The organism is Martinezella sp. CNPSo 3957 (genome assembly GCF_057784395.1).
Genome location: NZ_JBXSOU010000022.1, coordinates 1 through 25,222, shown reverse-complemented (window position 1 = coordinate 25,222; position 25,222 = coordinate 1). Strand labels below are relative to the sequence as shown.

The window sequence follows — 25,222 nt, the reverse complement described above, 5'->3', positions numbered from 1 at the left end:
TTGTAATGTTAACGCTAACGTTAACGCTAATTATTCGCCGTGAACCGGCGAAACCAAAATGAACGATCTAACGAGGAAAACGCCATGGACATGCCTGCCAAAAAGAACATCCTTTCCGGTTACCGGGTCCTCGATTGCTCTATCGCAATGGCGGGCCCGTTTGCTGCGCAGCGCCTGGGCGATCTCGGGGCCGACGTCGTCAAGGTCGAGCCCGTCACGGGTGAATGGCAGCGCCACGTTTCGGCTGGCGGCGCAACCGGAAACAGGATCAACGTTTCGTTCCTGTCGTTGAACCGCAACAAGCGTTCGCTTGCCATCGACTTGAAGAGCGAGGACGGAAAGCAGGTGTTGCTGGAGCTCGTCAAGACGGCCGACGTCTTCTTGCAGAACTATCGTCCAGGTGTCGCAAAGCGCCTTGGTGTCGACTATGAAACGCTTTCCAAGATTAACCCCAGACTGGTCTACGTCTCTATGTCCGGCTACGGCGAGGACGGCCCCTACGTCAACAATCCCGGCCAGGATCTGATCCTTCAAGGTCTGTCCGGTGCCATGATGTCGACGGGCCGAGCTGGGGAAGCCCCTACTGCCGCCGGTCAGTATCTGGTCGACGCCGTAACCGCCTACAGCGCCTTCGAAGGTACTCTTGCTGCCCTCCTCCATCGCGAGCGTACCGGTGAGGGGCAGCTGGTTCAGACCAATATGCTCGACGCAATTACGACCCTCCAGATGCAGGAACTGTCGGTATTTACGGTTGGCCACAAGGAACAGAAGCGTTCTGCCGAACCGCATGCGCATGTCTTCATACGCGCTCCCTACGGCGCCTTCGCGACGGCGGACGGCTACATTATCATCGCTTTCCCGCCGCTCAAGAAATTCGGCGAAATCATCGGGGAGGATAGCTTCCTGACGATGCAGGACGAGGTCGACAGCTGGACCCGCCGCGACGAAATCTTCGCAAAGACCCGCGAGCGCCTGACGGCAAAGACCTCCGAGGAATGGCTCGCGCTATTCAGGGCCGCGGACATCTGGTGCGGTCCCGTCTATGGCTACTCGGAATTGGTCGAGGACGCCCAGATCAAGCACAACGAAACATTTGTCGAATATGACCATCCGACGGAAGGGCGCGTGAAGACGCCCGGCTTTCCGCTCAAGTTTTCCAAGACACCATCGGAAGTCCGTATGGGCGCACCCGTCGTTGGCCAGCACACCCGCGACGTGCTCCGGGAAGCCGGCTTTAGCGATGATAAGATCGAGGCGTTGGAAAAGTCGGGCGCAATTCTTGCCGGTTCGCTTTGATGCAAACGATCAAAGCACTGACTTGGGATCATCCGCGGGGATATAACGCCTTGGCTGCGGCATCTCGGACCCCGGAACTCGCCGCATCGGGTCTGGAGATTGTCTGGGACAAGCAGCCTCTTGAGGGATTTGAGTCGTACCCGATCACCGAGCTTTGCGCCCAATTTGATCTCGTTGTCATGGACCATCCCCACGTCGGTGAAGCAGTAAGAGCTGGCTGCCTTCAATCTTTGGAAAAGGTTTTTGGCGCGGATTATGTGACAGAACTCGGAAAGAACTCGATCGGTCCGTCGCTGGCAAGCTATCGCTTTTCGAGCCAGCATTGGGCGCTTCCCCTCGACGCGGCCACCCAGGTGATGGCTCGCCGTCCAGACATCGTCGCAACAGAACCGGTCACGTGGGACGAGGTCAGGCGGTTATCGGCAGAGACTGGAAAGGTCGCACTCTCCCTGGCTGGTCCGCATGCCATTTTGAACTTTCTTTCGGTGTGCGTTTCACTGGGAGAGCCACCGGCGTTGGCAGATCCTGAGCAGCTGGTATCTGCCGAAATCGGCGCAATGGCTTTCGACCTGCTCAAGGAACTAGCAAGGCGCAGCCCAATGTCGGTCCGCGCCAAGAACCCTATCGGAATCTTGCAGTATATGGCCGAACACGACGATGTCGTGCTCTGCCCGTTGGTCTACGGCTATGTAAATTATGCAGCCCCGAAGAACGGCAAGCCTCTGACGTTTACCAATGCACCGCGGCTCGCGGTCGGTGGCCGACCCGGTTCGGTGCTTGGAGGCACCGGGATCGGGATCACAGGCCGCTGCCAAGTATCCGATCCTCTGAAGTCGCATTTGAAATGGTTGCTGAGCGAGGAGACCCAAGCGGGTTTCATTCCTGCCCACGACGGTCAGCCGTCAAGCCGAAAGGCATGGCACGATGCTAGGGTCAACAGCCGTTGGGGCAACTTCTATATCGGCACCGCCGATACACTCGAGAACGCCTACGTCCGCCCACGTCATAATGGCTACATCGCGTTCCAGGAAGCCGCCACCATAGAGTTGAGGGAATCGTTCGAGAACGGGGACACTCCGTCTTCGGCAGTCGCAAAGCTGCAGGCGCTTTATATGGCAAACCGAGTGCCGGGCGACGAACGATAGGGTCATCGGTCAGCAGCAAAAATCAGTCGCCACATTTTGGGAGGGTTCAGTGGGCAGCATCAAACTCGACAAGGTCTCGAAATCATTTGGAGAGGCGTCGGTCATTCCGTCGATCGATCTCGACATCAACAGCGGAGAGTTCGTCGTCTTCGTCGGTCCGTCCGGCTGCGGCAAGTCCACGCTGCTGCGATTGATCGCCGGCCTGGAAGATGTCTCCGGCGGCAGGATCGTCATCGACGGTAAGGATGTCACCGAAAATGCTCCTGCCGCTCGCGGCCTGGCAATGGTGTTCCAGTCCTACGCGCTCTATCCGCATATGAGCGTGCGCAACAATATCGCCTTCCCGCTGAAGATGGCGGGCATGGACAAGGCAGAGATCGACCGCAAGGTGAACGATGCCGCACGTGTGCTGAACCTGACCGACTATCTGGACCGCAAGCCTCGGCAGCTCTCGGGTGGCCAGCGCCAGCGCGTGGCGATCGGCCGCGCTATCGTGCGCCAGCCATCGGCCTTCCTCTTCGACGAGCCGCTGTCCAATCTTGATGCGGCGCTACGCGTCAACATGCGCCTTGAAATCAGCGAACTGCACCAGCAGCTGAAGACGACAATGATCTACGTCACACACGACCAGGTGGAGGCCATGACCATGGCCGACAAGATCGTGGTGCTGAACAAGGGCAATATCGAGCAGGTCGGTTCGCCGCTGGAACTCTACCGCAGCCCGCGCAACCTCTTCGTTGCGGGGTTCATAGGGTCGCCCAAGATGAACTTCATCACTGGTCAGACGGCAGCAAAATACGGTGCCCACACCATCGGCGTTCGCCCGGAACACGTTGACGCTTCGCTCGAGCAAGGGACTTGGGCAGGCGCAGTCACCGTCGCCGAGCACCTAGGCTCGGACACTTTCGTCCACGTGAATGTCGATGGCATCGGCTCGCTTGCCGCCAGAGTTGGCGGCGACTTCGCCGTCTCACATGGAGACCGGGTTTACCTCACGCCCCAGCAGGGACGTGTCCATCTCTTTAACGAGCAAGGATCGAGATTACAACCCGTCAGCTGATTGATGGGAAACGTAATGCATCATTGATTTAATCTGATGTGACCTTTGATTGAGGCCATCAGGACGTCGGGATAGCACTGGAAGGCATTCAGCGTCTTAGGAACACTAGGACGCCAACGACGATCACCCGGGATGGAGCTCGAAGGTGATTGGTTCCAGGAGGAGGATCCAGATGATCAGAACAACTATCCTGTCCACGCTTGCCGGTCTGTTGCTTTCAGGAAGCGCGATGGCGCAATCGGCCCCGAAAGTTGAAGTACTCCATTGGCTGACGGCCGGCGCCGAATCTGCGGCAATCAAAGTGCTTGCCGATGACGTCAACAAACGCGGTGGCCAGTGGGTGGACATGTCTACTCCAGGCGGCGGGTCAGCCGCCCGTACGATGCTGGCGACTGGTCTCGCCGGCGGAACGCCGCCCGGCGTCGCATTCCTAGCCATGGGTCCGGAAGCCGCTGAGCTTGGGGCGCAGGGTGTCATGCGCGATGTCGGTCCATATGCAAAGGACAAGGGCTATCTGGCCTCGGTGCCTGATTATGCAATGGCCATGGGTCGAGGAGAAGGTGGCGCCGTCTATGCACTGCCGGTCGCTTTCGAGACTCAGAATTTCATGTGGTATTCGAAACCTGTCTATCAGAAGGTTGGTCTCGAGCCCCCGAAGAGCTGGGATGAGTTCCTGACGCAGGCCGACAAGATCAAGCAAGCTGGCTTCATACCGCTCGCCGTCGGCGAACAAGGTTGGCAGATCATCCTGATTTTCAATTCAGTCGTTCTCGGTGAAGGTGTCGACTACTACGACGACCTTTTCGTCAAGCAAACGGCCGACGCTCGTCAATCCGATAAGCTCCTCAAAGCGTTCCAGACGTTCCGAGCCCTCTCGAAGCTCACCGACGACGGTGCACCCAACCGACTTTGGAACGATACCCTCAATCTTGTCGCCAACGGACGTGCGGCAATACAGATTATGGGCAGTTGGGCGGGCGCAGAGCTCGACAAAAGCGGTAAGGCTTTCGGCAAGGATTGGGGCTGCGCCCTCTCTCCTGGCCAGCCTGTCGCGATCATTGGTGCAACCGGCTTCGAATTCCCGAAGCTGAGTTCAGCCGATGGCGAAGCAGGTCAGAATATCTTCATCGACTCCATGATGGATCCGGCCGTGCAGGCGGCGTTCTCTGTGCAGAAAGGTTCCATCCCGGCACGGACAGACGCTGACACGAGTTCACTTTCCGAGTGTTCCAAGATTGCCGCCGAGGCGATCAAGGGTGGAAAGGGCGTTCCCTATATCGCAGGCGTCTTGCCGACTGAGCTTCGTGGACAGCTTCAAGACTTTCTTGCTGATTTTTGGGCCAACAAGAGCGTGACCCCGGAAGATGCCGCTAAAGCTTATGCGCAGCTTCTGGACGCGGGAAACTGATCTAAGCCGGAGGCGAGCAATTTCGTCTCGCCTCCTCCCAACTTCCGGCGATAGGTTTTCCATGACGCGTACGAAGCTCCGCCCACATACCGTAGCAAAGCTCGTTCTGCTTCCTGTGATTTTGCTCACTGCGGTGGGGGTCTATGGAAGCATGCTTTGGACAGTACAGATTTCATTCACCTCATCCGGCCTTTTGCCGACTGGCAAATTTGTGGGTCTCTACCAGTATGTCGAGCTCTTCAAGCAGAACAGATGGACCGTGGCCTACCGAAACTTGTTTTTGTTGGGTGGTCTCTACATCGTTTTCTGTCTGTTGTTCGGCACCCTGCTCGCTGTGGCGCTCGACCAGGGGATTCGCGGGAAAAATATCCTGCAGACCGTCTTCCTTTATCCCATTGCCCTCTCGTTCATTGTAACGGGCCTTGCGTGGCACTGGGTGCTCAATCCGACCACCGGGCTCGAATTTTTCGTGCGCAGCCTGGGATTTGAAGACTTCCGTTTCAATCTTCTCACCAACCCGCAACTGGCGATTTTCACTCTGGTCATCGCCGGAGTCTGGCATTCGTCGGGATTGATGATGGCAATCATTTTCGCTGGCTTGCAGTCGATCGACGGCGAAATCTGGCGTGCCAGCAGGGTCGATGGCATTCCCAAATTCACCATGTATCGCCGAGTTGTCATTCCCATGCTGGCGCCAGTGTTCGTCACTTGCCTGGTGCTGCTCGCCATGCAGGTCGTCAAGAGCTACGACCTGGTCGTCGCCATGACAGGCGGAGGCCCAGGTTACTCAACGGATGTCCCGGCGAAATTCGTTGTCGATCATCTCTTCGAGCGAGCCAATATCGGTAGGGCATCCGCCGCTTCCGTCCTGATGCTTCTGACGGTCGTCATCCTACTTGGCTGTTCCTCGCTCGCATCCAAATGGCGCGCCCGTGCTCAAACGGAGGAAGGCAACTCATGATGAAAGTTCATCTGACCCCCGGAAAGCTCGGCCTTTATGCATTTCTGGTGATTTCGGCGGCGTTCTTCCTGATCCCCTTCTTCGTGATTTTCACCACATCGCTCAAAACCACCGAGGAGATTGCCAACGGTTCGATCTTCGCGCTTCCCCACGGATTGAATTTCGCGGCTTGGACGAAGGCGTGGTCTGGAGCATGCATCGGTCGGGAATGCAACGGCATAAGCCCGGGCTTCTTCAATTCGGTCAAAATTCTCGTATTGAGCACGTCGATTTCGCTACTTGCCGCCGCATTGAACGGTTTTGCCCTCGCACAGTGGCGCATCCGTTACGAAGGAAAGATAATCGCCTTTCTGTTGGTGGGTGCTTTCCTACCCTACCAGGTGATGCTCTTTCCGCTTGTGCGCATGTTCGCCATCTCGGGGATCAACAATTCCCTGGCGAGCATCGTGATCGTGCACGTGCTGTTCGGGCTGCCGGTTCTGATCCTGATCTTCAGGAATTTCTACGTGTCTCTGCCCGCCGAGTTGGTCAAGGCAGCGCGGGTTGATGGGGCCGGTTTTTTTCAGACGTTCTTCCGCATCATCATGCCAATGTCGATCAACGTCTTTATCGTCGCCGCGATCCTATCCGTCACAGGCGTCTGGAACGATTACCTTCTCGGTCTCGTCTTTGCAGGTAGAGACAATCTTCCGATGACAGTCGCGCTTGCTTCGTTGGTCGGAACTCAAATCGGCGTTCCCGAGGACAACGTCAACATGGCGGCGACCCTGATCACGGCGGTCCCTCCCCTTCTCCTTTATCTCCTTTCCGGCCGGTTCTTCGTGCGCGGGGTGACCGCCGGCGCTGTCAAGGGATAGCATCATGACAAAAGTTCAGCTTAAAAATCTCGACCGCTACTATGGAAACTACCATGCCCTGCGCGACATCTCTCTGTCGATTGGATCAGGGGAGTTCATCGTCCTTCTCGGACCATCCGGCTGCGGGAAGTCGACATTGCTGTCTGCCATAGCCGGACTGGATGAACTGCAAGGCGGGCAGATCCTTTTCGATGAAACAGAGGTCACGAACCGCGAGCCTAGCGATAGGAATATCGGCATGGTGTTCCAATCCTATGCCCTTTACCCAACCATGACGGTGCGAAAGAATCTCTCGTTCGGTCTCGAGGTTGCACGCACCAACCGCGCGGAAATCGACGAGAGAGTTAAATGGGCCGCTCAAATCCTCCAGTTGTCAGGGCTGCTCGATCGAAAGCCGGGACAACTTTCGGGTGGCCAGCGTCAGCGCGTGGCGATTGGAAGAGCGTTGGTGCGCAAATCAAACCTCTTTCTTTTTGATGAGCCGCTTTCGAATCTCGATGCCAAGTTGCGAACGGAGATGCGCGTAGAGATCAAGGCTCTGCATGAGAAGCTCGGCGCAACGTTCATCTACGTCACGCATGACCAGATCGAGGCGATGACCCTGGCATCGCGGATTGCTGTCATGCGAAGTGGAGTGATCGAACAGTTCGATTCACCTGAGGCACTTTACAACAAGCCAAGCACGCTTTTCGTTGCCGAATTCCTTGGCTCTCCGCCAATGAACCAAATTGAAGGACAGATCGCTCTCGACGGCGAAGAAGTCTTCATCGAGCACAATGGGCTCCGCACCAACGTCACGGGATATCCGTTCGCCCAGCAGCCAGAGCGTGGAGCGAAAGTTGTCCTTGGCATCCGAGCCGAGCAGTTGTTCCCAGGTGAGACAGGGGGACGCGGTCAGCTGAAGCTCTCCATGCACCTAATCGAGCCGTTGGGAGCCGACAGCCTTGTGTGGTGCGAGCTTGCCGAGCAACGCATCGTGATGCGTGTTCCTCCATCAACTGCACGCACGCTCCATGGCAACGTCCCGGTAAGCTTTGACCCCAAAGAAATCTCAATTTTCGACGCCGCCAGCGCGCGGCGAATTTAAGCAATACATGAAGGAGATGTCGATGTTCTTTGCAACGAACGTATATGGCTGGACACTTTTGGCTCGTCGCGATGGACGAGACTGGGATCTTGGACAAGCCATGGCAGATGCCAAGATGGCCGGCTTGACCGGTTGGGAACATTCGTTCCGAAAGGCTGAAGACGTTCCGCTAGTGGCCGACACAGCCAGACAGAAGGGCTTGGAGATGCGCTCCGCCTATGTGCATGGTGCGTTTCACGAGCCGGAGCTTGCTGACGCGGCGACCGCCAATGCACTGAAGATTGCGGCCGCTCTGCGGGACGTGGGCGTCCGTGAACTAATTTTCAATCCGGATCCCTTGCCCGGCGGAGCTCTGAAATCAGACGCGCAGATCTCTACACAAACCCGCGCGGTCAACGCACTCGGCGAAACATTGGCGAAGGACGGCAGCCGCCTACTCTATCATACCCACGATCCCGAGATGAAAGCTGGCGCGCGCGAGTTTCACCACATGATGGTCAATACAGACCCCCAGGCGGTAAGCTTTTGCCTGGACGCGCACTGGGTCTATCGCGGTGCGAACAACAGCCAACTGGCGCTGCATGATGTTGTATCGCTCTACGCAAACCGCATCGGGCTGATCCACCTCAGGCAGTCGATCAACGGCATTTGGAGCGAGGCCATCGGCGCGGGAGATATCGACTATCCGGCGCTCGCCGCGCACTTGGTGCGCCATGGCGTGAAGGCCCTAATGGTACTTGAGCTCGCCATGGAAGAAGGCACGCCGGCCCTGATGTCGGGTGTCGAGGCAAATGCCGCCAGCATCCGCTATCTTGAACCTTTGCTTGCGCCGATCGCAATCAACTGAGGACGTTGCAATGACCTGGAGAATCTACCTTGTAGGCGCCGGCGCAATCGCTCATCAGCACGCTATCGCCGCCAAGAAACTTGAGGGCGTCGAGCTCTTTGCAGCAGACCCGTCTACCACAGCACGCGATACCTTTCTTGCCGCGTTTCCCCATGCGACCATGTACGAGGACGCTGAGGCAATGCTGGCAAGCTCGCCAGCGCAAGATCATGATATCGTGGTTCTGGCCGTGCCGCCGTGGTTGCACCACACCGCAGGGCTAAGCGCCTTCCGTTCTGGTCGGCACGTCCTGAGTGAAAAGCCGGTAGCCCGATCTCAAGCGGAATTGAACGAGTTGCTGGCGGCGGCTGCAACGGCCGGTCGACGGCTCGGAGATTGCAGCGTTCGCTTCCTGGGCAATGAGGCGCTCGCCCGGGCCCGTGACATTCTTTTATCCGGCGGCATCGGCTCGCCCTACCATGCAAGGCTCGTCAACCGGCGCCCCCGATCGCGCCCAGGCGTTGAGTACCAGCCCCAGAGCGGTTGGTTTCTCGACAAGAAAAAAAGCGGCGGCGGGGCGATCTTCGATTGGGGCGTCTATGATCTGACGATGTTCTTCGATGTCCTGCGGCCAGTTGCGGCTCATATCCATCAGGCGTGGTTGGCAACGCCGAAAACGGCGATTGATCCGGCAGGTGTCGAGATCTCAATCGAAACCCATGCCGGTGCTGCAATGACGCTTGAACTCGCATCGGGTGCGAAAGTAGCATTCGACTATGAGCGCGGAAATGGTTTCCACGGAGACCCACAGTCGCTCCTGAACGTCGATGGTTCCGCCGGTGGTATAACTTGGCAGTGGACACCGCCCTTCGACGACGATGTTCCGACTCTGACCCATCATGTGGACGTGGAAGGCAAGCTGGTGCCAATGGTCGAGAAGTTTCCCGGCTTCGGTTGGGAAAGCGTCCATTCCCGACCACTGCTGGCCTTTGTCGACCTGATAGAGGGTCGGGACAGCGTCATTCTGCCTGAGGCACGGCTCGCGTTCAATTTCGCGGTGATGTCGGCAATTTATCAATGCGCATCTGACGGAAAGCCCGTCGACGTTAAGCTTGGCACTTGACGATAGCACGGCTTCGAATTTCGGCGCGCATCTTGGCCTCTGTTGAGGCCTCGCGTGGCGCCGAGGGTTCGAACGGCACCTGATGATCTAGATGACGAACGCGGAAGAACCTGGAATGGCTCGGTGGAGAATTGTTGGTATCAACTTTGACCATATGCACATGGGCGATCTGCTTCGTGCAGCATACGATCATCCCGACGCTGAAATCGTGGGTCTGTGCGATCGGGACAGCGCCAGAATGAGAGACGCGATTGGAAACTTCAACATCCAGTCGGAGCAGATCTTCACGGATGTTGATGTGTGTTTGACAAGCACCAAACCTGATCTGGTGATCCTGTGCCCGTCTACCGCAGACCATGCGACAGCAGTAGAGCAGGTCGCAAGGCACCAGATCGATATTCTGATCGAAAAACCGTTTGCTGCCAATCTTCAGGATGCGGATCGCATGATCGATGCAGTTGCGCGCTCTGGCACCAGGCTTGCCATCAACTGGCCGCTTCGATGGTACCCATCGCACGCCACTGCCAAACGCCTAATTGACGACGGAACAATCGGCGACGTGCTCGAAGTGCATTTTTACGATGGGAACCGAGGGCCACTTTACCATCTTGCCGATAAGATCGAAGTCTCAGATGACGAGGTGCGGCGGCGAAAGCCGGATTCGTGGTGGTACAAGGCAGAATCCGGTGGCGGTTCGTTGCTCGACTACCTTGGCTACGGCGCAACGCTGGGCACCTGGTTCATGAATGGGCGGGCGCCTGAAACGGTCACGACTGTTATTTCGGCCGATCCGGGCCTAGAGGTCGATGAGCACTCCATTACCGTTTGTCGATACGCGACCGGGCTGTCAAAATTCGAAACCCGCTGGGGAACGTTCACAGACCCATGGACACTTCAACCGCAACCGAAATGTGGGTTCGTCGTCGTTGGCACCGCTGGGACGATCTCGAGCTACGATTTCGAGCCGCATGTCGGAATTCAAACACGCGCGAAGCGCGAAATCACCTTGATCCCTGTAGATGTGCAGGTTGCCCCTTATCGCAACCCGGTCGAGTACGTTCTTCATTGCAAGGAGACGAACGAACCGATCAGCGGTCCACTTGATCCGGTCTTGTGTCGGACAGCGCAGCGTATCATCGACACCGCCGTCAAATCAGCGAAAGAGCAGAAGACATTGGAGCTTCTTCCGTGAGCGAGAACGAACAGCGGCCAGCTGGTCTGGTATCGGAAGACTCCTATGCTCTTGTGGCGGCGAAGGTCGACGAAATCGAGGCGCCGATCGTTGCCTACGAACCACCGATGCCGGTCGACCGTTCGATACCCATCGGCCTTATTGGAGCTGGGGGGATAAGCTTTGCGCATCTGGATGCTTACCGGAAATACGGCCTCAACGTTGTCGCGATATGCGACCGGAATATCGAACGGGCTGAGGCAAGGCGCGATCAATTTTACCCATCGGCGCGGGCATTGACCGATCCCCAGGATCTTCTCGACGATCCAACTATTCCTGTTTTGGACCTGGCGGTTCATGGCTCGTCGCGTGAGTCACTGATCAGGCGCGCCATCGATGCCGGGAAACACATACTCTCCCAGAAACCCCTCGTCTCGAACCTCGAAGTCGGCAGGAATCTCGTGGAGCTAGCGGAGGGTAAAGGCGTCATTCTCGCCGTAAACCAAAATGGTCGCTGGGCCCCTTACATGTCCTACATGCGTGAGGTGGCAAGGGCTGGGTTGATCGGCGAAATCATCGGTGTGCATGCTGCCTTGCAGTGGGACCACAGCTGGATCGCCGGAACACCATTCGAGGCGATGGACCAGATAATCCTCGAAGATTTCGCAATACATTGGTTCGACTTCGTCGCCAGCATCATCGGGGACACAGCCACGTCAGTGTATGCTACGGGGACAGCGACTGCTGGACAGGAAATCAAATCGAAGCTTGCGGCTCAGTCTACAATCACATTCCCTGGAGGTCAGGCTTCGCTGGTCTTTGACGGCGCCTCTCGCTTCGGCGCCCAGAATATAACGACAATCGTGGGAACGAAGGGCACAGTGAGGAGCGTTGGTCCTGATTTGGCCGACCAGACAGTACGCTTTTTTGTTGAAAAGGGAGCTGGAAGTCCCGCTCTCGAAGGAAGCTGGTTCAACGACGGCTTCGCCGGAGCGATGGGAGCGCTTCTTCGCTCTATCGAAGACGGAAGTGCCCCGATCAACAGTGCACGGCAGAACCTTGCGTCACTCAAACTGGTGTTCGCGGCAATCGAAAGCTCGAAAAGCGGACAAGCTGTGCATTTTTAACGCGATCCTGAGTTTCGCTGCCAAAGCCATCTGTCGATCTCGGCGCAGAATGGCGACTGTGTTCCCCTTACACGAGGTCCATCGCCAAGCTTCGCGTCTTATATTCAGACGGGCTGCATCCGACCAAATTTTGAAACTGCGACGACAGATGGAAGGCGGAGCTGAAACCGAGCAGGCCTGCCACCTCCTTGATGGATTTGTCGGTATTCGCGAAGATATCCTGCGCGCGCCGGATTCTCAGCGACACGAGGTGCTGTTTGGGTGAGACGCCTGCCTTTTCCCGGAATACCCGGCGAAAATATGAATAGCTGACACCCAGTTCCAGAGCGACATCCTCTACCGATACGCGCTGCGTGCAGCGCTCCATCAGAATGACGCGCGCCCGTTCCACGAGACGATCGGCTGGCGCGGCGGATTCCAACTCCCGTTGCTGAGACAGCAGCGCCAGAAGCTGCAGGCCGAGCGTTGAAAGAAGTGGCTGATTGGCAAGCCCTTCCTCCACCGCGAGACTATGGATCTTCTCGAAAATGGCCGCGACGTCCGGGCTGGATGGCAGGACGGAGCGCGCGGGATCGATCAGACCGGCTGTGCGGGCGAAATCGAAAGCCGTGCTGCGGCACTCGATCCAGTTTTCGGTCCAGCCAAGTTCGGGATCGGGCGCGAAGCGATGCCAGACGCCGGGAAACAGGAGAACGATCGACCCTGCCTCGACAGGCTGGCTCCTGCCGCGGCGACCGAATTCGAAGAGGCCACGCCCCTCTGCAATGAGGATGACCTGGTAGGCCTGCAGGATGCGACCCCTTTTCCAGTCGAAATGATGATCGTCGGGATGACGGATCGGAGGATAGACAGAATGAGGCAGGATTTTCGTATGCCCACTGGAGATTGCCGTGCATCCCCAGGCAGCACATAGCCGATTATCGGGCAAATAGAGGAAATAGTTCTGGGTCATGGATCTTGGCTAAGGATCAGTTTTTGTATGCTTCAGATCATTTTTGAAGAAATGAGCGTGATGTCAACCGGGATGTGTGATGCTAGGGTTTACAAAGAGAATGGATCCGACAGCGCAACTTTCCGCTGACGGAACATAGACGAAGCGCAAGCCCGATTGCGGTTCTGGAGGAGAGACGTCAGTGTTTTCGTTGCTGAGAGCGGCCGGCCCTTGCGTGCTGCCATACCCTTTTGATTGCCGCCCGGTAGACCGCCCATGACGGACCGCAAGCTTAAGGTTGGCCTATTCGGCATAGGCCTTTCAACATACTGGCCCCAGTTTGCGGGACTGGAAGAAAGGCTTTCAGCCTATGTCGGGCAGATGGCCGGGAAGCTTGCCCGTCCGGATATCGAGGTCGTCAACCTTGGCCTGATCGATACACCTGAAAAGGCATTCGAGGCTGGTCACCGCTTCCGTGAGGCCGATGTCGACATCATCTTCCTGCATGTGACCACTTATGCACTCTCGTCCACGGTCCTGCCCGTCGTGCGGCGGGCGCGCGTTCCCGTCATCATTCTCAATTTGCAGCCGGAAGCGGCAATCGACTATCTCCGTTTCAATGCAATCGGCGATCGGACGAGGATGACCGGTGAGTGGCTTGCCCATTGCGGCGCCTGCCCCGTTCCAGAGATCGCCAATGTCTTTCGCCGGTCCGGCGTCGCCTTCCACCAGATCACCGGCATGCTGCAGGGTGACGCACATGTCGAGCGCGCTATTGCCGACTGGATAGATGCGGCCCGCGTCGCCCATGTGATGGCCCACAACCGGCTCGGCGTGATGGGACATTACTATAACGGCATGCTCGACATCTATTCCGACCTGACGGCGCAGACAGCGGCCTTCGGCACCCATATTGAGATCGTCGAGATCGATGAATTGGCGCGCCTGCGGCGCGAATTGGCCGACGATGAAATTGCTTCGATTCTTGCGACGATAAGGGCTGAGTTCGACATCGATGCGGATTGCGATCCGGCGGAGTTGCGCAGAGCGGCGGCCACCGCGGCTGCGCTGCGCAAATTCGTCGACAGCAGGAAACTTGGCTCGCTGGCATACTATTATGAATCCACGCCCGGCCACGAATATGAAGACGTGATTACCTCGGTCATCGTCGGCAGTTCGCTGCTGACGGCGCAGGGCGTGCCGGTGGCCGGCGAATACGAGGTCAAGAACGCGCAGGCGATGAAGATCATGGATGCATTCGGCGTCGGCGGATCCTTCACCGAATATTATGCCATGGATTTTGCCGAGGACGTCGTGCTCATGGGCCATGACGGTCCGGGCCATATCAGGGTTGCCGAGGGCAAGACGAAAATCCGGCCGCTGAAGGTCTATCATGGCAAGGTGGGTTCCGGCGTCAGTGTCGAAATGTCGGTCAGGCACGGCCCGGTGACACTTCTGTCGGTTATCGAGCGCGAGGGGCGGATCGTGCTGCTTTGCGCCGAGGGCCAGTCCGTTGCGGGACCGATCCTGGAGATCGGCAACACCAACAGCCGGTACAGGTTCGACATCGGCGCCCGCCGTTTCGTCGAGGCGTGGAATGCCGAGGGGCCGGCCCATCACTGCGCTGTCGGCGTCGGGCATATAGCAACGAAAATCGAAAAACTCGGCAAGCTTCTGGATATCGAGGTTGTCCAGATCTGCTGAACAGTTTCACGCACGGCCGGGCTATGGCCCGGTCGACCACAGCTCAACAGGTGAGGAGGACCTGAAATGCCAATTTGGAATTCGAAAGACCTGATCCGCGGACGCGGTTTAAAGGGACGGCTTGTAGCAGCAGTTCTGGCTCTGGGGGGCCAGACGGCATATGCCGCCGAGATCCATCTCGACGCTCCGGCGCCGACGCCACCGGCCGAGGTGGCAAAATTTGAACCAATTGAACCCGGCAGCGCCAAGGGTCTGACGATCGGCTTCACCCAGCTCATCCTCGGCGTTCCCTTCACCGATGCACTGCAGCGCGGCATGGAAAAGGCAGCCGAAACCGCGGACTTCAAGCTCGTGACCTGCGATTCCAAGATGGATGCCGCAACAGCCCTGTCCTGCGTCCGCCAGTTCAAGACGCAGAATGTCAACGGCCTCGTCACCTTCCAGGCTGAAGCAGCAGCGGCCGCCAATATTTGCGCCGAAGGCCCTCAGGTTCCGGTGATTGCGATCGACATCGAACAGCAACCCTGCCAAACCGCTTTCGTGGGTGCCGCCAATTCCTATGCCGGCGAGATCGTCGGCCATGAACTCGGCATGTATTTCGCCAAAAACTTCAACTGCGAATATGATGCCTTCGTCTCGCTGGAATCGACCGCCGTCGGCGTCGTCAACGATCAGCGTATGGGCGGTATTCGCAAGGCCTTTGAGGCCGTCTGCGGGCCGGTTCAGAACCTCAGAATCATCGATACGGGTGCCGGTGGTCAGGCCGATGCCGCGCAGCGCCAGTTCACCGATACTCTGACCGCCCTGCCGGGTGCCGGCAAGATCATTACAGTCGGCATCAATGAGGACGTCATCACCGCAGCGCTTGCTGCAGCACGCACACAGGGACGAAACCAGGACCTCTATCTCGGTGTCCAGAATTTCGATCCGGACAATTGCCAGATCTGGACCGCGCCGCATTTCATCGCCACGGCCGCTTACTTCCCGGAGCGTTATGCGGATCTGATCGTACCCAATCTGGTCAAGGCGATCAAGGGCGGGAAGATCAACAGCCAGATTCTGGTACCGCACGAGCTGATCACACCTGAGAACGTCTCCAAGGTCTATCCGGAGTACGCCTGCAAATGACGAAGGACTTCCTTGCCGTCCGCGGCATCCGGAAATCGTTCGGCCCTGTCGAGGTCTTGCATGGCGTGGACCTCGATCTGGCAGCGGGAACGATCACCGCCCTTCTCGGAGAGAACGGCGCCGGCAAATCCACTTTCGTGCGGATTCTGGCCGGTGACCATCGGCCTGATGACGGCACGATATCCGTGGACGCCAAGGCGGTGTCCTTCCAGAGCGTGGGCGACGCCCGCGACGTCGGCATAAGACTGATCGCCCAGGAAATCGCCGATGCCCCAACGCTAACGGTTGCAGAAAACATCCTCCTCGGCGCCTGGCCGACCAAGCGGGGGCTTCTTGATCTGCGCACCATGCAGGGGATGGCACGCGAAGCACTTAATCTCCTCGGCGCCGATCTGCCTTTGACCGCGAAAGTGGCCAACCTCAGGCTTGGCGAACGGCAGATCATCGAGATCGCCCGCGCGACGATCGGTACCTCGAAATGCATCATTTTCGACGAGGCGACCGCCGCCCTCTCGGACGCCGAAGCAAAAAAGCTCTTCCAGCTGATCCGGCGCCTGGCCGAACGTGGAGCGGCCATTCTCTATATCACCCACAGGCTCGATGAGGTCTTTGCACTGGCCGACCGTGTCTGCGTGCTGCGCGATGGGCGCGTATCGCTCAACCGCCCGACACGCGAGGTCAGCCAGGAGCAGGTGATCGAGGCGATGGTCGGACGAGCGGTCGCCCAGGCGCGCCATTCATCTGCCATCCCCTCTCCTGTCGCGCCGCCGGTACTCGCAGCCGATCGCCTTGCGTCGGATGCGTTCACTGACATCTCCTTCTCGCTACGCCCAGGCGAGGTGCTTGGCATGTACGGCAAGGTCGGCTCCGGTGTCCAGGAACTGGCCGCATCGCTGGTTGGTGCGCGGGCATTCGACAGCGGCAATCTTCTCGTCAACGGCAAATCAGTGCGCTTTCGTCACCCTGCCGAAGCGATCGCCGCGTCCATCGGTCATTTGCCGGCCGACCGGGCAAGCGAAGGTCTCTTGCGCACCATGACGCTCGCCGAAAACCTCTCCGCGCCCAGTTGGTCGCGGCTGGCGCGCTACGGCATTCTGAGCGGCGATCGACTTCGCTCAGCCTATTCGCGCTGGCACCGTGAACTGCGCGTAAAGGCGGACGCCTCAGGCAACCAGACGATTACCGAATTGTCCGGCGGCAATCAGCAGAAAGTCCTGCTCGGTCGCTGGCTCGAGGCGGGGTCGAAAATCCTTGTCTTGACCGAACCAACGCGTGGCGTAGATGTCGGTGCCCGCCAGGAGATCTATCGCGTACTCGCCGAACTGGCCACCAAAGGCCATGCCATCATCATCGCGACCTCCGACTATGAAGATATCAATGCGGTCGCGAGCCGGGCGCTGGTGCTCGTGCGTGGACAGTTGATTGCGGAAATCCCGCATGAACGCATTTCAACCGAAACCCTGACCGAAGCCGCGGGAGGCGGTGTCCATGCATGATAAGCTTCAATCCGAGGCCATGACGACCATGGCGGATATCAATGCGAATGGCGACAAGGCCAGCTTCTTTCGCAAGGCACCGGAATCGGCAGCCCTTCTCGCCTTCCTTCTGGCGGAAATCGTCTTCTTCTCGTTGAGCTCTCCCTATTTCATGACCTGGGGCAACTGGGTCAACGTGATCACGGCGTTGTCGATCACCGGCGTGCTTGCCGCCGGCGGAACCATGCTGTTGATTGCCGGCCAGTTCGACCTTTCGGTCGGCAGCGGTGTTGCTTTCGTGGCCCTTGTCATGGCGCTGACCGTCAACAGCATCGGTATCATACCGGCGAGTGCGCTGGCGCTCGTCGTCGGCATGGGCATAGGCGTCATCAACGGCTTCCTAGTGACCAAGATCGGCGTCAACGCGCTGATCACCACGCTTGGAACACTGGCCATCTTTCGCGGCCTGACCCAGTCGATCGGTGGCGGCAAGAATATCCTGATCGCCAATTTCGACTGGGCGATCTGGCGCCCCTTCCTCAATATCCCGTTGTCGGCGCTTGTCTTCATTCTCGTTGCCATCGTCGTCGGCATCGTCCTCAAACGCACGGTCTTCGGCCGATCCATCTATGCAATCGGGGCCAACGAGAATGCGGCGCGCCTGGTCGGCATCAAGACGAAGCGCGTGGTTTTCTTGAGTTTCCTGTTGTCGGGCGCCTTTATCGGGCTCGGCGGATTGATGAGCGCCTCGCAGCTTGGCTCGACATCAGGCACAACGGGCCTCGGTCTGGAACTTGCCGTCGTTACCGCAGTCATTCTCGGTGGAACATCGCTGAAGGGCGGAACAGGGACGATGCTGGGTACAGTGATCGGCCTGCTCATCGTCGGCATCTTGAACAATGGCCTGACCCTGATGAATATCAACTCGTCCTGGCAGCAGGCAGCCACCGGTTTTCTGCTCATTCTTGCCGTCTCCTTTGACCAACTGCGGCAGCGACTTGTCGGGAGGCGCTGAGAGACGGCCATGACGGAACAGGCAACGTTCAGGCTGCTCGACAATGTCGATGTGGCGATGCGTGACGGCGTGATGCTGAAGACCGATATCTGGCTTCCGAAAACGAACGCTCCCTGCCCGGTCCTTCTCCAGCGCACTCCCTATCGCAAGGAAACACCTTTCGGTTCGCAGTATATTTCAGCCCTGGAGTTCCAGACCGCACTGCGCCGAGGCTACGCGATCGCAGTCCAGGATACGCGCGGACGCTACCAGTCGGATGGTGACTTTATTCCCTTCAAACATGAGGGGCAGGATAGTGCCGATACCGTCGAGTGGCTACGTCGCCAGCCTTTCTGTGACGGAAGGGTCGCAATGTTCGGAGCGTCCTATGTCGGCGCAACGCAGGTGCTGGCGCTCTGCGAGAATCCGGATGGGCTGAAGGCCATTGCGCCACAACTGACCACGGCACGGCACGGCGAAACATGGATGTATCGCGGCGGCGCGCTCGAGCTCGCCTTTCTGCTTCTGTGGGTCATTGAGTCGCTTGGAGCCAATCATATCCAGCATCGAATGACGGAAATGCCCGCCGATATGCGCGATCGTGTCCAAGGCCTTTTGGCGCTTTTGCAGAAAGATCCGGTTGCCGCATTTGCGAGGTTGCCGATCTTGGATGAGGCTATTGCCGAGCTCGCACCCTATGTTTGCGACTGGTTTGATCCACAGGCGATCGGCGGCAGCTCAGGGTCCGATCTGCCTGCTTGGATCGAGGCAAACAAAACGGCGATGCTGGTTGTTGCTGGCTGGAACGACCTTTTTCTCGAAGGCTCGCTCGAGCTCTTCGAACAGGCCAAGTCACGCTGGTCGGGTAACCGCCACATGCCGGATCGGCTTATCATCGGCCCGTGGTCTCATGGCAATCCCAGCGATTGGCAGGGTGAGGAATGGCTGGGTTATGCCGCCTCGACGGTTGATCTCGCCGAGGAGAATCTCTCGTTCTTCGACAGTGCGCTCTCAGATCGCCAGTCGACATCTCCAATAGTCCGGTATTTCCGTTCCGGTTCCAACAGTTGGCATGCTGCGTCTGACTGGCCGCTTGGCGAAACGATCACCGTGCCGCATTTTCTCGATTGCGGTCGAGGCACGCTCGGCTCGATGCCGGGTGCGAAAGGGAGCAGCACCTTCATATCCGATCCGTTGAATCCGGTGCCGAGCATCGGCGGCGCGACATTCCTGCCCGGTCTGCTTCTTGGCCGCAATTCGGGGCCACGTGATCAGAGGGCGATCGAGGGACGAGGGGATGTGCTTCTCTTCACCGGTCAGCCGCTTCGCGACGATCTTGAAGTGACGGGGTTAGTGACGGCGAGCATCTGGGTTACCAGTTCGGCGACAACCTGCGATTGGACCGCTAAGCTTTGCGAGGTCGATCCGAACGGAAGGAGTGTCGGCATCGTTGACGGCATCCTGCGTTGGAGCCTTGGCGACTTGAGCGATGAACCTCAAGAGATCTCAATTCGCCTCGGACATATGAGCCGCTTGTTCAAGCGAGGACACCGGCTGCGGCTTCAGATTGCATCCTCGAACTTTCCACGTTTCGATCGCAATCCGCAGTCAGGCGTCGCCTCTACCCGCGCCAGGCAATCGGATTTTGTTGCTGCCGAGCAGCGTGTATTCTCCGGGGAATCCTATCCAAGCCGGCTCGTCCTGCCGGTGGTAACCACAGCCTATCCAATGGCGGCGTCATTAGGGATGCTACGTGTCGCTCACTAGCGCCTCATGCGTCCGTATATCAGCATGAACCCTAGCAAGAAGATCCCGAAACAATCTGGCGCTGCGCCGGATCGAAGTTCAACGTTGTAAGGAGAGCTGTTAGCAGTGTAAGAAAGATCGCGCCTGCAGCGGTTCCGAGATAGCTTCCTTTTCCCCTTGAAAGAGCTGTCCCTCCCAGCACCACGGCAATGAGGCTGGGAAGTACATACTGCTCGCCGACAGCGACGAAGACGGTTCCGGTGTAGCCTAGCAGGACAAATCCTGCCAAGCTGGAGAAACCGCCACTGATCGTGTAGCTAAATATGCGGGTACCACGCACCGAAATGCCCGCAAGTTTTGATGCGATGTCGTTAGACCCTACTGCGTACAAGTTAACGCGGAAGCGTGTGTTCTTCAGGATGAACTGGATCATGACGGCGAGAGTGAGCCAGGCAAACAAAATGGCCGGGATCTCGAACAGGAAAGGCTTTGAAAGAAAGTTCCCGAGGACCGGTGCCGCAGATTCGGACGGTTGTCCCTGAGTAAGGACGACAAGCAAGCCTGTGCCAAAAGAACAGCAAGACACATCGTGCTACCGACCGACAAATCGATCCCGTCGCGTCCCGCGAGGATAACGAAACCTTGCCCAGCGGCGACGAACGCCAAAATCCTCGCGACATTCAACTGGCCGACTACTTGGCCTACTGATGCGAAGCCGAGCGTCGCCACGTTGCCGGCGATCAGCATAAGTGCACTGCCTATCAGGGTCATGAGCGCGGGGTTTCGGCTCTGATCTAAAATTTTCGAGAACATCGATTGGCTGCATTCGAAAAGAGGCTATCAGCGCGCCGTTCAACGCACCGCATGCTCCCCTGCCTATGCAGCATGTTGAAAATGTCGGCTAAAGATCAGGGAACCCTCGACTTACGTTGGGAGAAATATCCGTCCTTAGAGAGAGGCAAACCCGCATCGAATACGGTCAGGTGGTGAAAATCCGCGGACGAGAGTATGATAGCCATCGGTTCGGATCGTCATCTCCGACACCGTGCACAGGCTGTAACAATTCCCCCGCGAAAGCGGGGAAGCTCAAATGCGTCCAGAAAACCTAATTCGCTCATGAGAGCGTACGATTTCGAATCGCTCTTGTTCTGACCCCGTGTTTAGGGCATTCCTGTTCGCCGGAGCCCACCTTAGAGAATACTCATAGGCATCTCGAAGCTGCTTCCGTTAGTTTCCCTCGTGACCGCGCAATGTATCGCCGCTTTATGATGGCCTAATCGAGGTGTCCGTTGTCACACTTCAAGAGAGAATGAAGAACGCGGCGGCGTCCCGAAACGGCGTGGCGTTGTCCCGGTTACTGTCCTGAAGGCGACAATGAAGGCGGAAAGGCTTTCGTAGCCTACGGCAAGAGCGACATCGCCGACCGATGCTCCCTGTGATAGCAGCAAAATGGCGGAATGGACCTGCGCTTGTCGACGGTAATTCTTGAAGCTCATGCCCGTATCCTGGATAAAGAGCCTGCTCAGGTTGCGCACGCTTGCTCCGACTTCTTTCGCCCAATTCTCAAGTGTGAGGTTGATGGAGGGATCTTCGACGATCGAGTTGGTAATCCGCCGCACTCGCTTGTCCTTGCCGAGTGGAAGCCGGAATTTTGCGGATGGCGCGGTACTAAACTCGTCCAGTAGCACCATCATCATTCTGTTCTCGGCGCTTCCCGTCGGATAATCTTCTTCAAAGGCAGCAACCTTGTCGAGGAGCGCAACGAGCAGCGGCGACAACGAGATGAGATATCCCATTTCGTCGAACTTCGGAACTGCCACAGGATAAAGGTTCACCGTGCGTGCAAGCGCCTGCGCAAGCGCGGTGACTCCGTGAATGGTCGCTGGCGGGATGAACAGGGCGTGAGCGGGCGGAACGATCCATTCCTCTGCCTCGGACTCGGACTGGACGCGTAAGGTTCCCTCGACGCAGCAGATGAGCTGTGCAAAATCGGCGTGAGCATGCGACGCGAAGACCACCTGATCGATATGTCGCTCGGCGAGCACACGAACAGGACGGACGTGAGTGGGTTTCGCGACATTTAACGAACTAGGCTGTTGAATGGTAATCACTTGACGCAAGCTGCCCCGAGTTTGGCCGTAAATCGACGTTCTTTGTCTTTTCGTAGAATTTCCGCACCCATCTGTAAATGCCAAACTGTTGAAAATAAGGAGAGCCGCATGGATAGTCTCGCTTCTGCCCTTCCGTTTGGAACGATCTTGGAAATCCGGGCCGGAAAAGTCGCATTCCTCGGCGCTTCAGGGGTGCGCTCTGGCATCGCGAAATCGGTCATCGAGGGGCCGGTCGCGATCGGCCCCGTCGGGATTCTCTCCGACCAACAAGCCGAGACGTTCCACGGCGGCAAGGACAAGGCCATCCTCCAATACGATCTCGACCATTATCGTCTTTGGGATCGGGAGGTGACCGTGCAACTCGGAAGGCTCGTCGCGGGCGGCTTTGGAGAAAACTTTGTCGTCTCCGGAATGCACGAGGGCAATATGTGCATCGGCGATCGCGTCAGGGCCGGAACCGCGCTGTTCGAGGTATCGGAATCCAGGCAACCCTGTTTCAAGCTCAATCATCGTTTCGGCGTGTCGACCATGGCCCGTAAAGCCCAAGCCTCTGGCAGGACCGGATGGTTCTACCGCGTCCTGGAGCCTGGCGTTGTGACGGCGGGCGACCGGATTGAGGTCGTCGACCGGCCTAATGCCGATTGGACGGTAAGGCGCATGCAGCACTATCTGTATCATGCGGTCAATGATTTCGACGCCGCCGCTGCGCTCGCGCGGCTTCCGCAGTTGTCGGAAGGTTTCCGGAACCTCTTCGCCAAGCGCCTGACGCAGGGTGTCGAGAACTGGGAGGACCGCCTCTGGAATGGCCCCATAGAGCAGAACGAAGTCCGTCGATGGTTCGAGGTCACCGTCGCCGAGATCGGAAACGACCGCTCAGGTGTAAAGATCTTCCGGTTGAGCCCGAGTACGTCTGAACCGTTGCCGGCGTTCGAACCCGGCGCGCACATAGATGTCAAGATCGCCAATTCCGTCAGCAGAAGCTATTCCCTCACTAAGTCTTCTGACTGTGCCTCCTACGAGATCGCAGTGCAGCGGTCTGCGAAGAGCAGGGGCGGCTCGGCCTATATGCATGACGGGGTAGCCGTAGGGTCGACGCTCCTGATTTCGGAACCCGGAAACTACTTTCCGATGTCGGGAAACGCCGAAAAGCATGTCTTCGTCGCAGGAGGGATTGGTATCACACCTTTCTTGCCCATGATCGAGTACCTTGAACGGACCGGAGGGATATGGGAGCTTCATCTATGCGTCCCTACGCTTGGTTGCGCGCCGCTTGTGGACCGCTTAGAGGAATCGCGCACTGGATGCGTAAACATCCACACAAGCGACCGCAGCAGCGGAACGGGTCGCCTGGACATCGGTGCGCTTCTCGAAACGGTCGATGCAAGATGCCATGTGTACTGCTGCGGTTCGTCGAGGTTGATGGATGCGGTCCGCGATGCCGGTAGCCACTGGCCGAAGGAAAACCTGCATTTCGAAAGCTTTGGCGAACCCGTCAATGCCGGGCGGAAGCCGGCGAGGGTCTTTGAGGTTACGGTATGGGGAAAGCCCGGTGCCCACGAAGTCGACCCCGACACCACCATTCTCGAAGTCTTGCGAAACGCGGGTTATGAGATACCCTCCTCTTGTGAAACGGGAGGTTGCGGCACCTGCGCGATCCGTTACTTGTCCGGCGAAGTAGATCACCGAGACTTCGTTCTTACGGCTCGAGAGAAGGCAAGCTGTCTCATTCCCTGCGTCTCGCGGGCCTTCAGCGAGAGTATAGTGGTAGATCTCGGGTCAGACGACTGAAGCTGCGCGGCGTTGAGATTCGAGACCCCGACCCCAACGCGAAGACGGTCTCGATCTCGCCCGTCGCGGGAAAGCATGGACTCCACAACAGGTGCGGCTAGGAAAGATTGCTGCGACGCCAGTAAGCTTTCGGCTTGTTGGTTATCGGATAGGACCCCTTTCCGAAAACATCCAGCATAGCCTTTCATGTTCGAAGGAAGAGGAGCCTGATCATAACAATTTCGATAACGGGTGCCGAGATAGGAAAAATTGCTGTAGCGTTGTCGCAGTTGATGAAAAAGATGCAGTGATTTTCCGCCGACCGATGCGGCATCAGACGCTCCCTTGATTTTGTCGGAAAGATGCCAGAGTGCACCTTGCTATGGAAGCTGCCGCGGTGCTCACCACCTTGATCGATTTTCCGCGGCACGAGGGCGCGAAGTGCGACTGATGTCGCCCGAGTATCCTCGCCCTACGTAAGAGTGCAAAAGAACGACGACAAGGATGCGAAGCATATAGCGGAAGCCGCGTCGCATGCGACAATACCGTTCGTCGAGCTCAAGTGCGAAGACCAGCGCGATGTTCAGTCGCTGCACATGGCTCGATCGCGCCTCGTTGTATAAAGTAAGCCCACGGTGAAGGCCGCCTTGTGAGGTGACGCTGAACGTCGGAAGTCCTAGTGGTAACACTAGGGATAGTCCTATGACGAAGCATCCGATCGAAGTCATTACATCTGTAGAACGCCGCCGTCGTTGGTCTCGCGAAGAGAAAGAGGGGCTCGTCGCCGCCTGCCTTGAACCTGATGCGGTGATCTCCGAGATTGCCCGCGCGGCCGGTATACATGTCAGCCAGTTGTTTCGTTGGCGCAAGGAGCTGTGCCGGATCGAGGAGCCGCAGGCCGAGACGGGAACCGTGTTGGTGCCGGTAATCGTGTCCGAGGCCGCGCCGACAATCTCTCCCGTTCAACCGGAACCGCCCACCACATCCCATCCCCGTCGGAAGCGTAGCGATGTAATGATCGAACTTGGTCGAGGTAGGCGCGTCCACGTGGATAGCGACATCGACACGGACGCGCTCGGCCGGATTCTCGATTGCGTGCTGGGGCTGCGATGATCCCGGTTCCGAGTGGCGTGAAGGTCTGGCTGGCGACGGGCCACACCGATATGCGCAAAGGTTTCCCCGGTCTATCGTTGATGGTGCAGGAGGCGCTGAAGCGCGATCCGATGTGTGGTCACCTGTTCGTATTCCGCGGCCGCGGTGGTGGCCTGATCAAGGTGATCTGGCACGACGGCCAAGGAGCCTGTC

Annotated in this window: 23 protein-coding genes; 20 read left to right on the top strand and 3 right to left on the bottom strand. The window is 57.9% G+C overall.

Features of this window, described 5'->3' with window-relative positions; genetic code table 11:
• Positions 1-84 precede the first annotated feature (84 nt).
• The 11 genes from AC13QE_RS30200 (at position 85) to AC13QE_RS30150 (ending at position 12,061) form a co-directional block, all read left to right on the top strand.
• Entirely contained in the window at positions 85-1,296 is a 1,212-nt protein-coding gene (locus AC13QE_RS30200; RefSeq protein ID WP_488486513.1) for a CaiB/BaiF CoA transferase family protein, read from the top strand.
• Positions 1,296-2,441: an extracellular solute-binding protein gene (locus tag AC13QE_RS30195; protein WP_488486512.1), complete on the top strand. Its 1,146-nt coding sequence runs from the start codon at positions 1,296-1,298 to the stop codon at positions 2,439-2,441. Before AC13QE_RS30200 ends, AC13QE_RS30195 begins: the two co-directional genes overlap by 1 nt.
• 49 nt (positions 2,442-2,490) lie before the next feature.
• On the top strand, positions 2,491-3,501 hold the full coding sequence (locus AC13QE_RS30190) for an ABC transporter ATP-binding protein (RefSeq protein ID WP_488486511.1): 1,011 nt from the start codon (positions 2,491-2,493) through the stop codon (positions 3,499-3,501).
• Between the two features lie 172 nt (positions 3,502-3,673).
• Positions 3,674-4,909, top strand: coding sequence for an ABC transporter substrate-binding protein (locus AC13QE_RS30185; RefSeq protein WP_488486510.1), 1,236 nt, complete (start codon positions 3,674-3,676; stop codon positions 4,907-4,909).
• Positions 4,910-5,060: 151 nt separating this feature from the next.
• Positions 5,061-5,870 carry a carbohydrate ABC transporter permease gene (locus tag AC13QE_RS30180; RefSeq protein WP_488486509.1) on the top strand — a complete coding sequence of 270 codons (810 nt, stop codon included), beginning with the start codon at positions 5,061-5,063 and terminating at the stop codon, positions 5,868-5,870.
• On the top strand, positions 5,831-6,727 hold the full coding sequence (locus AC13QE_RS30175) for a carbohydrate ABC transporter permease (RefSeq protein ID WP_488486508.1): 897 nt from the start codon (positions 5,831-5,833) through the stop codon (positions 6,725-6,727). Before AC13QE_RS30180 ends, AC13QE_RS30175 begins: the two co-directional genes overlap by 40 nt.
• Positions 6,728-6,731: 4 nt before the next feature.
• Entirely contained in the window at positions 6,732-7,814 is a 1,083-nt protein-coding gene (locus AC13QE_RS30170) for an ABC transporter ATP-binding protein (protein ID WP_488486507.1), read from the top strand.
• Positions 7,815-7,836: 22 nt separating this feature from the next.
• The gene (locus AC13QE_RS30165) at positions 7,837-8,661 is read left to right on the top strand and encodes a sugar phosphate isomerase/epimerase family protein (RefSeq protein WP_488486506.1); all 825 of its coding nucleotides are present in this window, start codon (positions 7,837-7,839) and stop codon (positions 8,659-8,661) included.
• Positions 8,662-8,671: 10 nt separating this feature from the next.
• Positions 8,672-9,763, top strand: coding sequence for a Gfo/Idh/MocA family protein (locus AC13QE_RS30160; RefSeq protein WP_488486505.1), 1,092 nt, complete (start codon positions 8,672-8,674; stop codon positions 9,761-9,763).
• A gap of 91 nt (positions 9,764-9,854) precedes the next feature.
• Positions 9,855-10,955 carry a Gfo/Idh/MocA family protein gene (locus tag AC13QE_RS30155; protein WP_488486504.1) on the top strand — a complete coding sequence of 367 codons (1,101 nt, stop codon included), beginning with the start codon at positions 9,855-9,857 and terminating at the stop codon, positions 10,953-10,955.
• On the top strand, positions 10,952-12,061 hold the full coding sequence (locus AC13QE_RS30150) for a Gfo/Idh/MocA family protein (protein ID WP_488486503.1): 1,110 nt from the start codon (positions 10,952-10,954) through the stop codon (positions 12,059-12,061). The genes AC13QE_RS30155 and AC13QE_RS30150 overlap by 4 nt, the downstream gene beginning before the upstream one ends.
• Before the next feature lie 67 nt (positions 12,062-12,128).
• On the opposite strand, the gene AC13QE_RS30145 is transcribed toward AC13QE_RS30150, so the two are convergent.
• Entirely contained in the window at positions 12,129-13,013 is an 885-nt protein-coding gene (locus AC13QE_RS30145) for a helix-turn-helix transcriptional regulator (RefSeq protein ID WP_488486502.1), read from the bottom strand.
• A 255-nt stretch (positions 13,014-13,268) separates the two neighbouring features.
• On the opposite strand from AC13QE_RS30145, the gene AC13QE_RS30140 reads away from it, so the two are divergent.
• From AC13QE_RS30140 to AC13QE_RS30120, 5 genes are all read left to right on the top strand, one after another.
• Positions 13,269-14,696, top strand: coding sequence for an arabinose isomerase (locus AC13QE_RS30140; RefSeq protein WP_488486501.1), 1,428 nt, complete (start codon positions 13,269-13,271; stop codon positions 14,694-14,696).
• A gap of 66 nt (positions 14,697-14,762) precedes the next feature.
• Positions 14,763-15,824 carry a sugar ABC transporter substrate-binding protein gene (locus AC13QE_RS30135; protein ID WP_488486500.1) on the top strand — a complete coding sequence of 354 codons (1,062 nt, stop codon included), beginning with the start codon at positions 14,763-14,765 and terminating at the stop codon, positions 15,822-15,824.
• Positions 15,821-17,320 (top strand): sugar ABC transporter ATP-binding protein, encoded by a 1,500-nt coding sequence (locus tag AC13QE_RS30130; RefSeq protein WP_488486499.1) that lies wholly within the window; start codon positions 15,821-15,823, stop codon positions 17,318-17,320. Before AC13QE_RS30135 ends, AC13QE_RS30130 begins: the two co-directional genes overlap by 4 nt.
• Positions 17,313-18,314 carry an ABC transporter permease gene (locus AC13QE_RS30125; protein ID WP_488486498.1) on the top strand — a complete coding sequence of 334 codons (1,002 nt, stop codon included), beginning with the start codon at positions 17,313-17,315 and terminating at the stop codon, positions 18,312-18,314. The genes AC13QE_RS30130 and AC13QE_RS30125 overlap by 8 nt, the downstream gene beginning before the upstream one ends.
• Positions 18,315-18,323: 9 nt before the next feature.
• On the top strand, positions 18,324-20,060 hold the full coding sequence (locus AC13QE_RS30120; protein ID WP_488486497.1) for a CocE/NonD family hydrolase: 1,737 nt from the start codon (positions 18,324-18,326) through the stop codon (positions 20,058-20,060).
• Between the two features lie 31 nt (positions 20,061-20,091).
• Here AC13QE_RS30120 and AC13QE_RS30115 read toward each other — a convergent pair whose 3' ends face one another.
• Together AC13QE_RS30115 and AC13QE_RS30110 are read right to left on the bottom strand one after the other, a co-directional pair.
• Entirely contained in the window at positions 20,092-20,598 is a 507-nt protein-coding gene (locus AC13QE_RS30115; RefSeq protein WP_488486496.1) for an ABC transporter permease subunit, read from the bottom strand.
• A gap of 733 nt (positions 20,599-21,331) precedes the next feature.
• Positions 21,332-22,150, bottom strand: coding sequence for an AraC family transcriptional regulator (locus AC13QE_RS30110; protein ID WP_488486556.1), 819 nt, complete (start codon positions 22,148-22,150; stop codon positions 21,332-21,334).
• A 108-nt stretch (positions 22,151-22,258) separates the two neighbouring features.
• On the opposite strand from AC13QE_RS30110, the gene AC13QE_RS30105 reads away from it, so the two are divergent.
• From AC13QE_RS30105 to tnpB, 4 genes are all read left to right on the top strand, one after another.
• Positions 22,259-23,938 (top strand): MOSC domain-containing protein, encoded by a 1,680-nt coding sequence (locus AC13QE_RS30105; protein WP_488486495.1) that lies wholly within the window; start codon positions 22,259-22,261, stop codon positions 23,936-23,938.
• Positions 23,939-24,399: 461 nt separating this feature from the next.
• Entirely contained in the window at positions 24,400-24,540 is a 141-nt protein-coding gene (locus AC13QE_RS30100) for a hypothetical protein (RefSeq protein WP_488486494.1), read from the top strand.
• Positions 24,541-24,619: 79 nt separating this feature from the next.
• A complete protein-coding gene (tnpA, locus tag AC13QE_RS30095) occupies positions 24,620-25,030 on the top strand; it encodes an IS66-like element accessory protein TnpA (protein WP_488486493.1) in 411 nt (136 codons plus the stop codon).
• The coding region (tnpB, locus tag AC13QE_RS30090; RefSeq protein ID WP_488486492.1) for an IS66 family insertion sequence element accessory protein TnpB at positions 25,027-25,222 on the top strand (196 nt) is incomplete at its 3' end. The genes tnpA and tnpB, both read left to right, overlap by 4 nt.

Excerpts from the sequence above, each read along its gene's own strand:
- AC13QE_RS30200 (WP_488486513.1), top strand. The coding sequence starts at position 85 with ATGGACATGCCTGCCAAAAAGAACATCCTTTCCGGTTACCGGGTCCTC.
- AC13QE_RS30195 (WP_488486512.1), top strand. The coding sequence starts at position 1,296 with ATGCAAACGATCAAAGCACTGACTTGGGATCATCCGCGGGGATATAAC.
- AC13QE_RS30185 (WP_488486510.1), top strand. The coding sequence starts at position 3,674 with ATGATCAGAACAACTATCCTGTCCACGCTTGCCGGTCTGTTGCTTTCA.
- AC13QE_RS30180 (WP_488486509.1), top strand. The coding sequence starts at position 5,061 with ATGCTTTGGACAGTACAGATTTCATTCACCTCATCCGGCCTTTTGCCG.
- AC13QE_RS30175 (WP_488486508.1), top strand. The coding sequence starts at position 5,831 with ATGGCGCGCCCGTGCTCAAACGGAGGAAGGCAACTCATGATGAAAGTT.
- AC13QE_RS30170 (WP_488486507.1), top strand. The coding sequence starts at position 6,732 with ATGACAAAAGTTCAGCTTAAAAATCTCGACCGCTACTATGGAAACTAC.
- AC13QE_RS30165 (WP_488486506.1), top strand. The coding sequence starts at position 7,837 with ATGTTCTTTGCAACGAACGTATATGGCTGGACACTTTTGGCTCGTCGC.
- AC13QE_RS30160 (WP_488486505.1), top strand. The coding sequence starts at position 8,672 with ATGACCTGGAGAATCTACCTTGTAGGCGCCGGCGCAATCGCTCATCAG.
- AC13QE_RS30155 (WP_488486504.1), top strand. The coding sequence starts at position 9,855 with ATGACGAACGCGGAAGAACCTGGAATGGCTCGGTGGAGAATTGTTGGT.
- AC13QE_RS30145 (WP_488486502.1), bottom strand. The coding sequence starts at position 13,013 with ATGACCCAGAACTATTTCCTCTATTTGCCCGATAATCGGCTATGTGCT.
- AC13QE_RS30140 (WP_488486501.1), top strand. The coding sequence starts at position 13,269 with ATGACGGACCGCAAGCTTAAGGTTGGCCTATTCGGCATAGGCCTTTCA.
- AC13QE_RS30135 (WP_488486500.1), top strand. The coding sequence starts at position 14,763 with ATGCCAATTTGGAATTCGAAAGACCTGATCCGCGGACGCGGTTTAAAG.
- AC13QE_RS30130 (WP_488486499.1), top strand. The coding sequence starts at position 15,821 with ATGACGAAGGACTTCCTTGCCGTCCGCGGCATCCGGAAATCGTTCGGC.
- AC13QE_RS30125 (WP_488486498.1), top strand. The coding sequence starts at position 17,313 with ATGCATGATAAGCTTCAATCCGAGGCCATGACGACCATGGCGGATATC.
- AC13QE_RS30120 (WP_488486497.1), top strand. The coding sequence starts at position 18,324 with ATGACGGAACAGGCAACGTTCAGGCTGCTCGACAATGTCGATGTGGCG.
- AC13QE_RS30105 (WP_488486495.1), top strand. The coding sequence starts at position 22,259 with ATGGATAGTCTCGCTTCTGCCCTTCCGTTTGGAACGATCTTGGAAATC.
- tnpA (WP_488486493.1), top strand. The coding sequence starts at position 24,620 with ATGACGAAGCATCCGATCGAAGTCATTACATCTGTAGAACGCCGCCGT.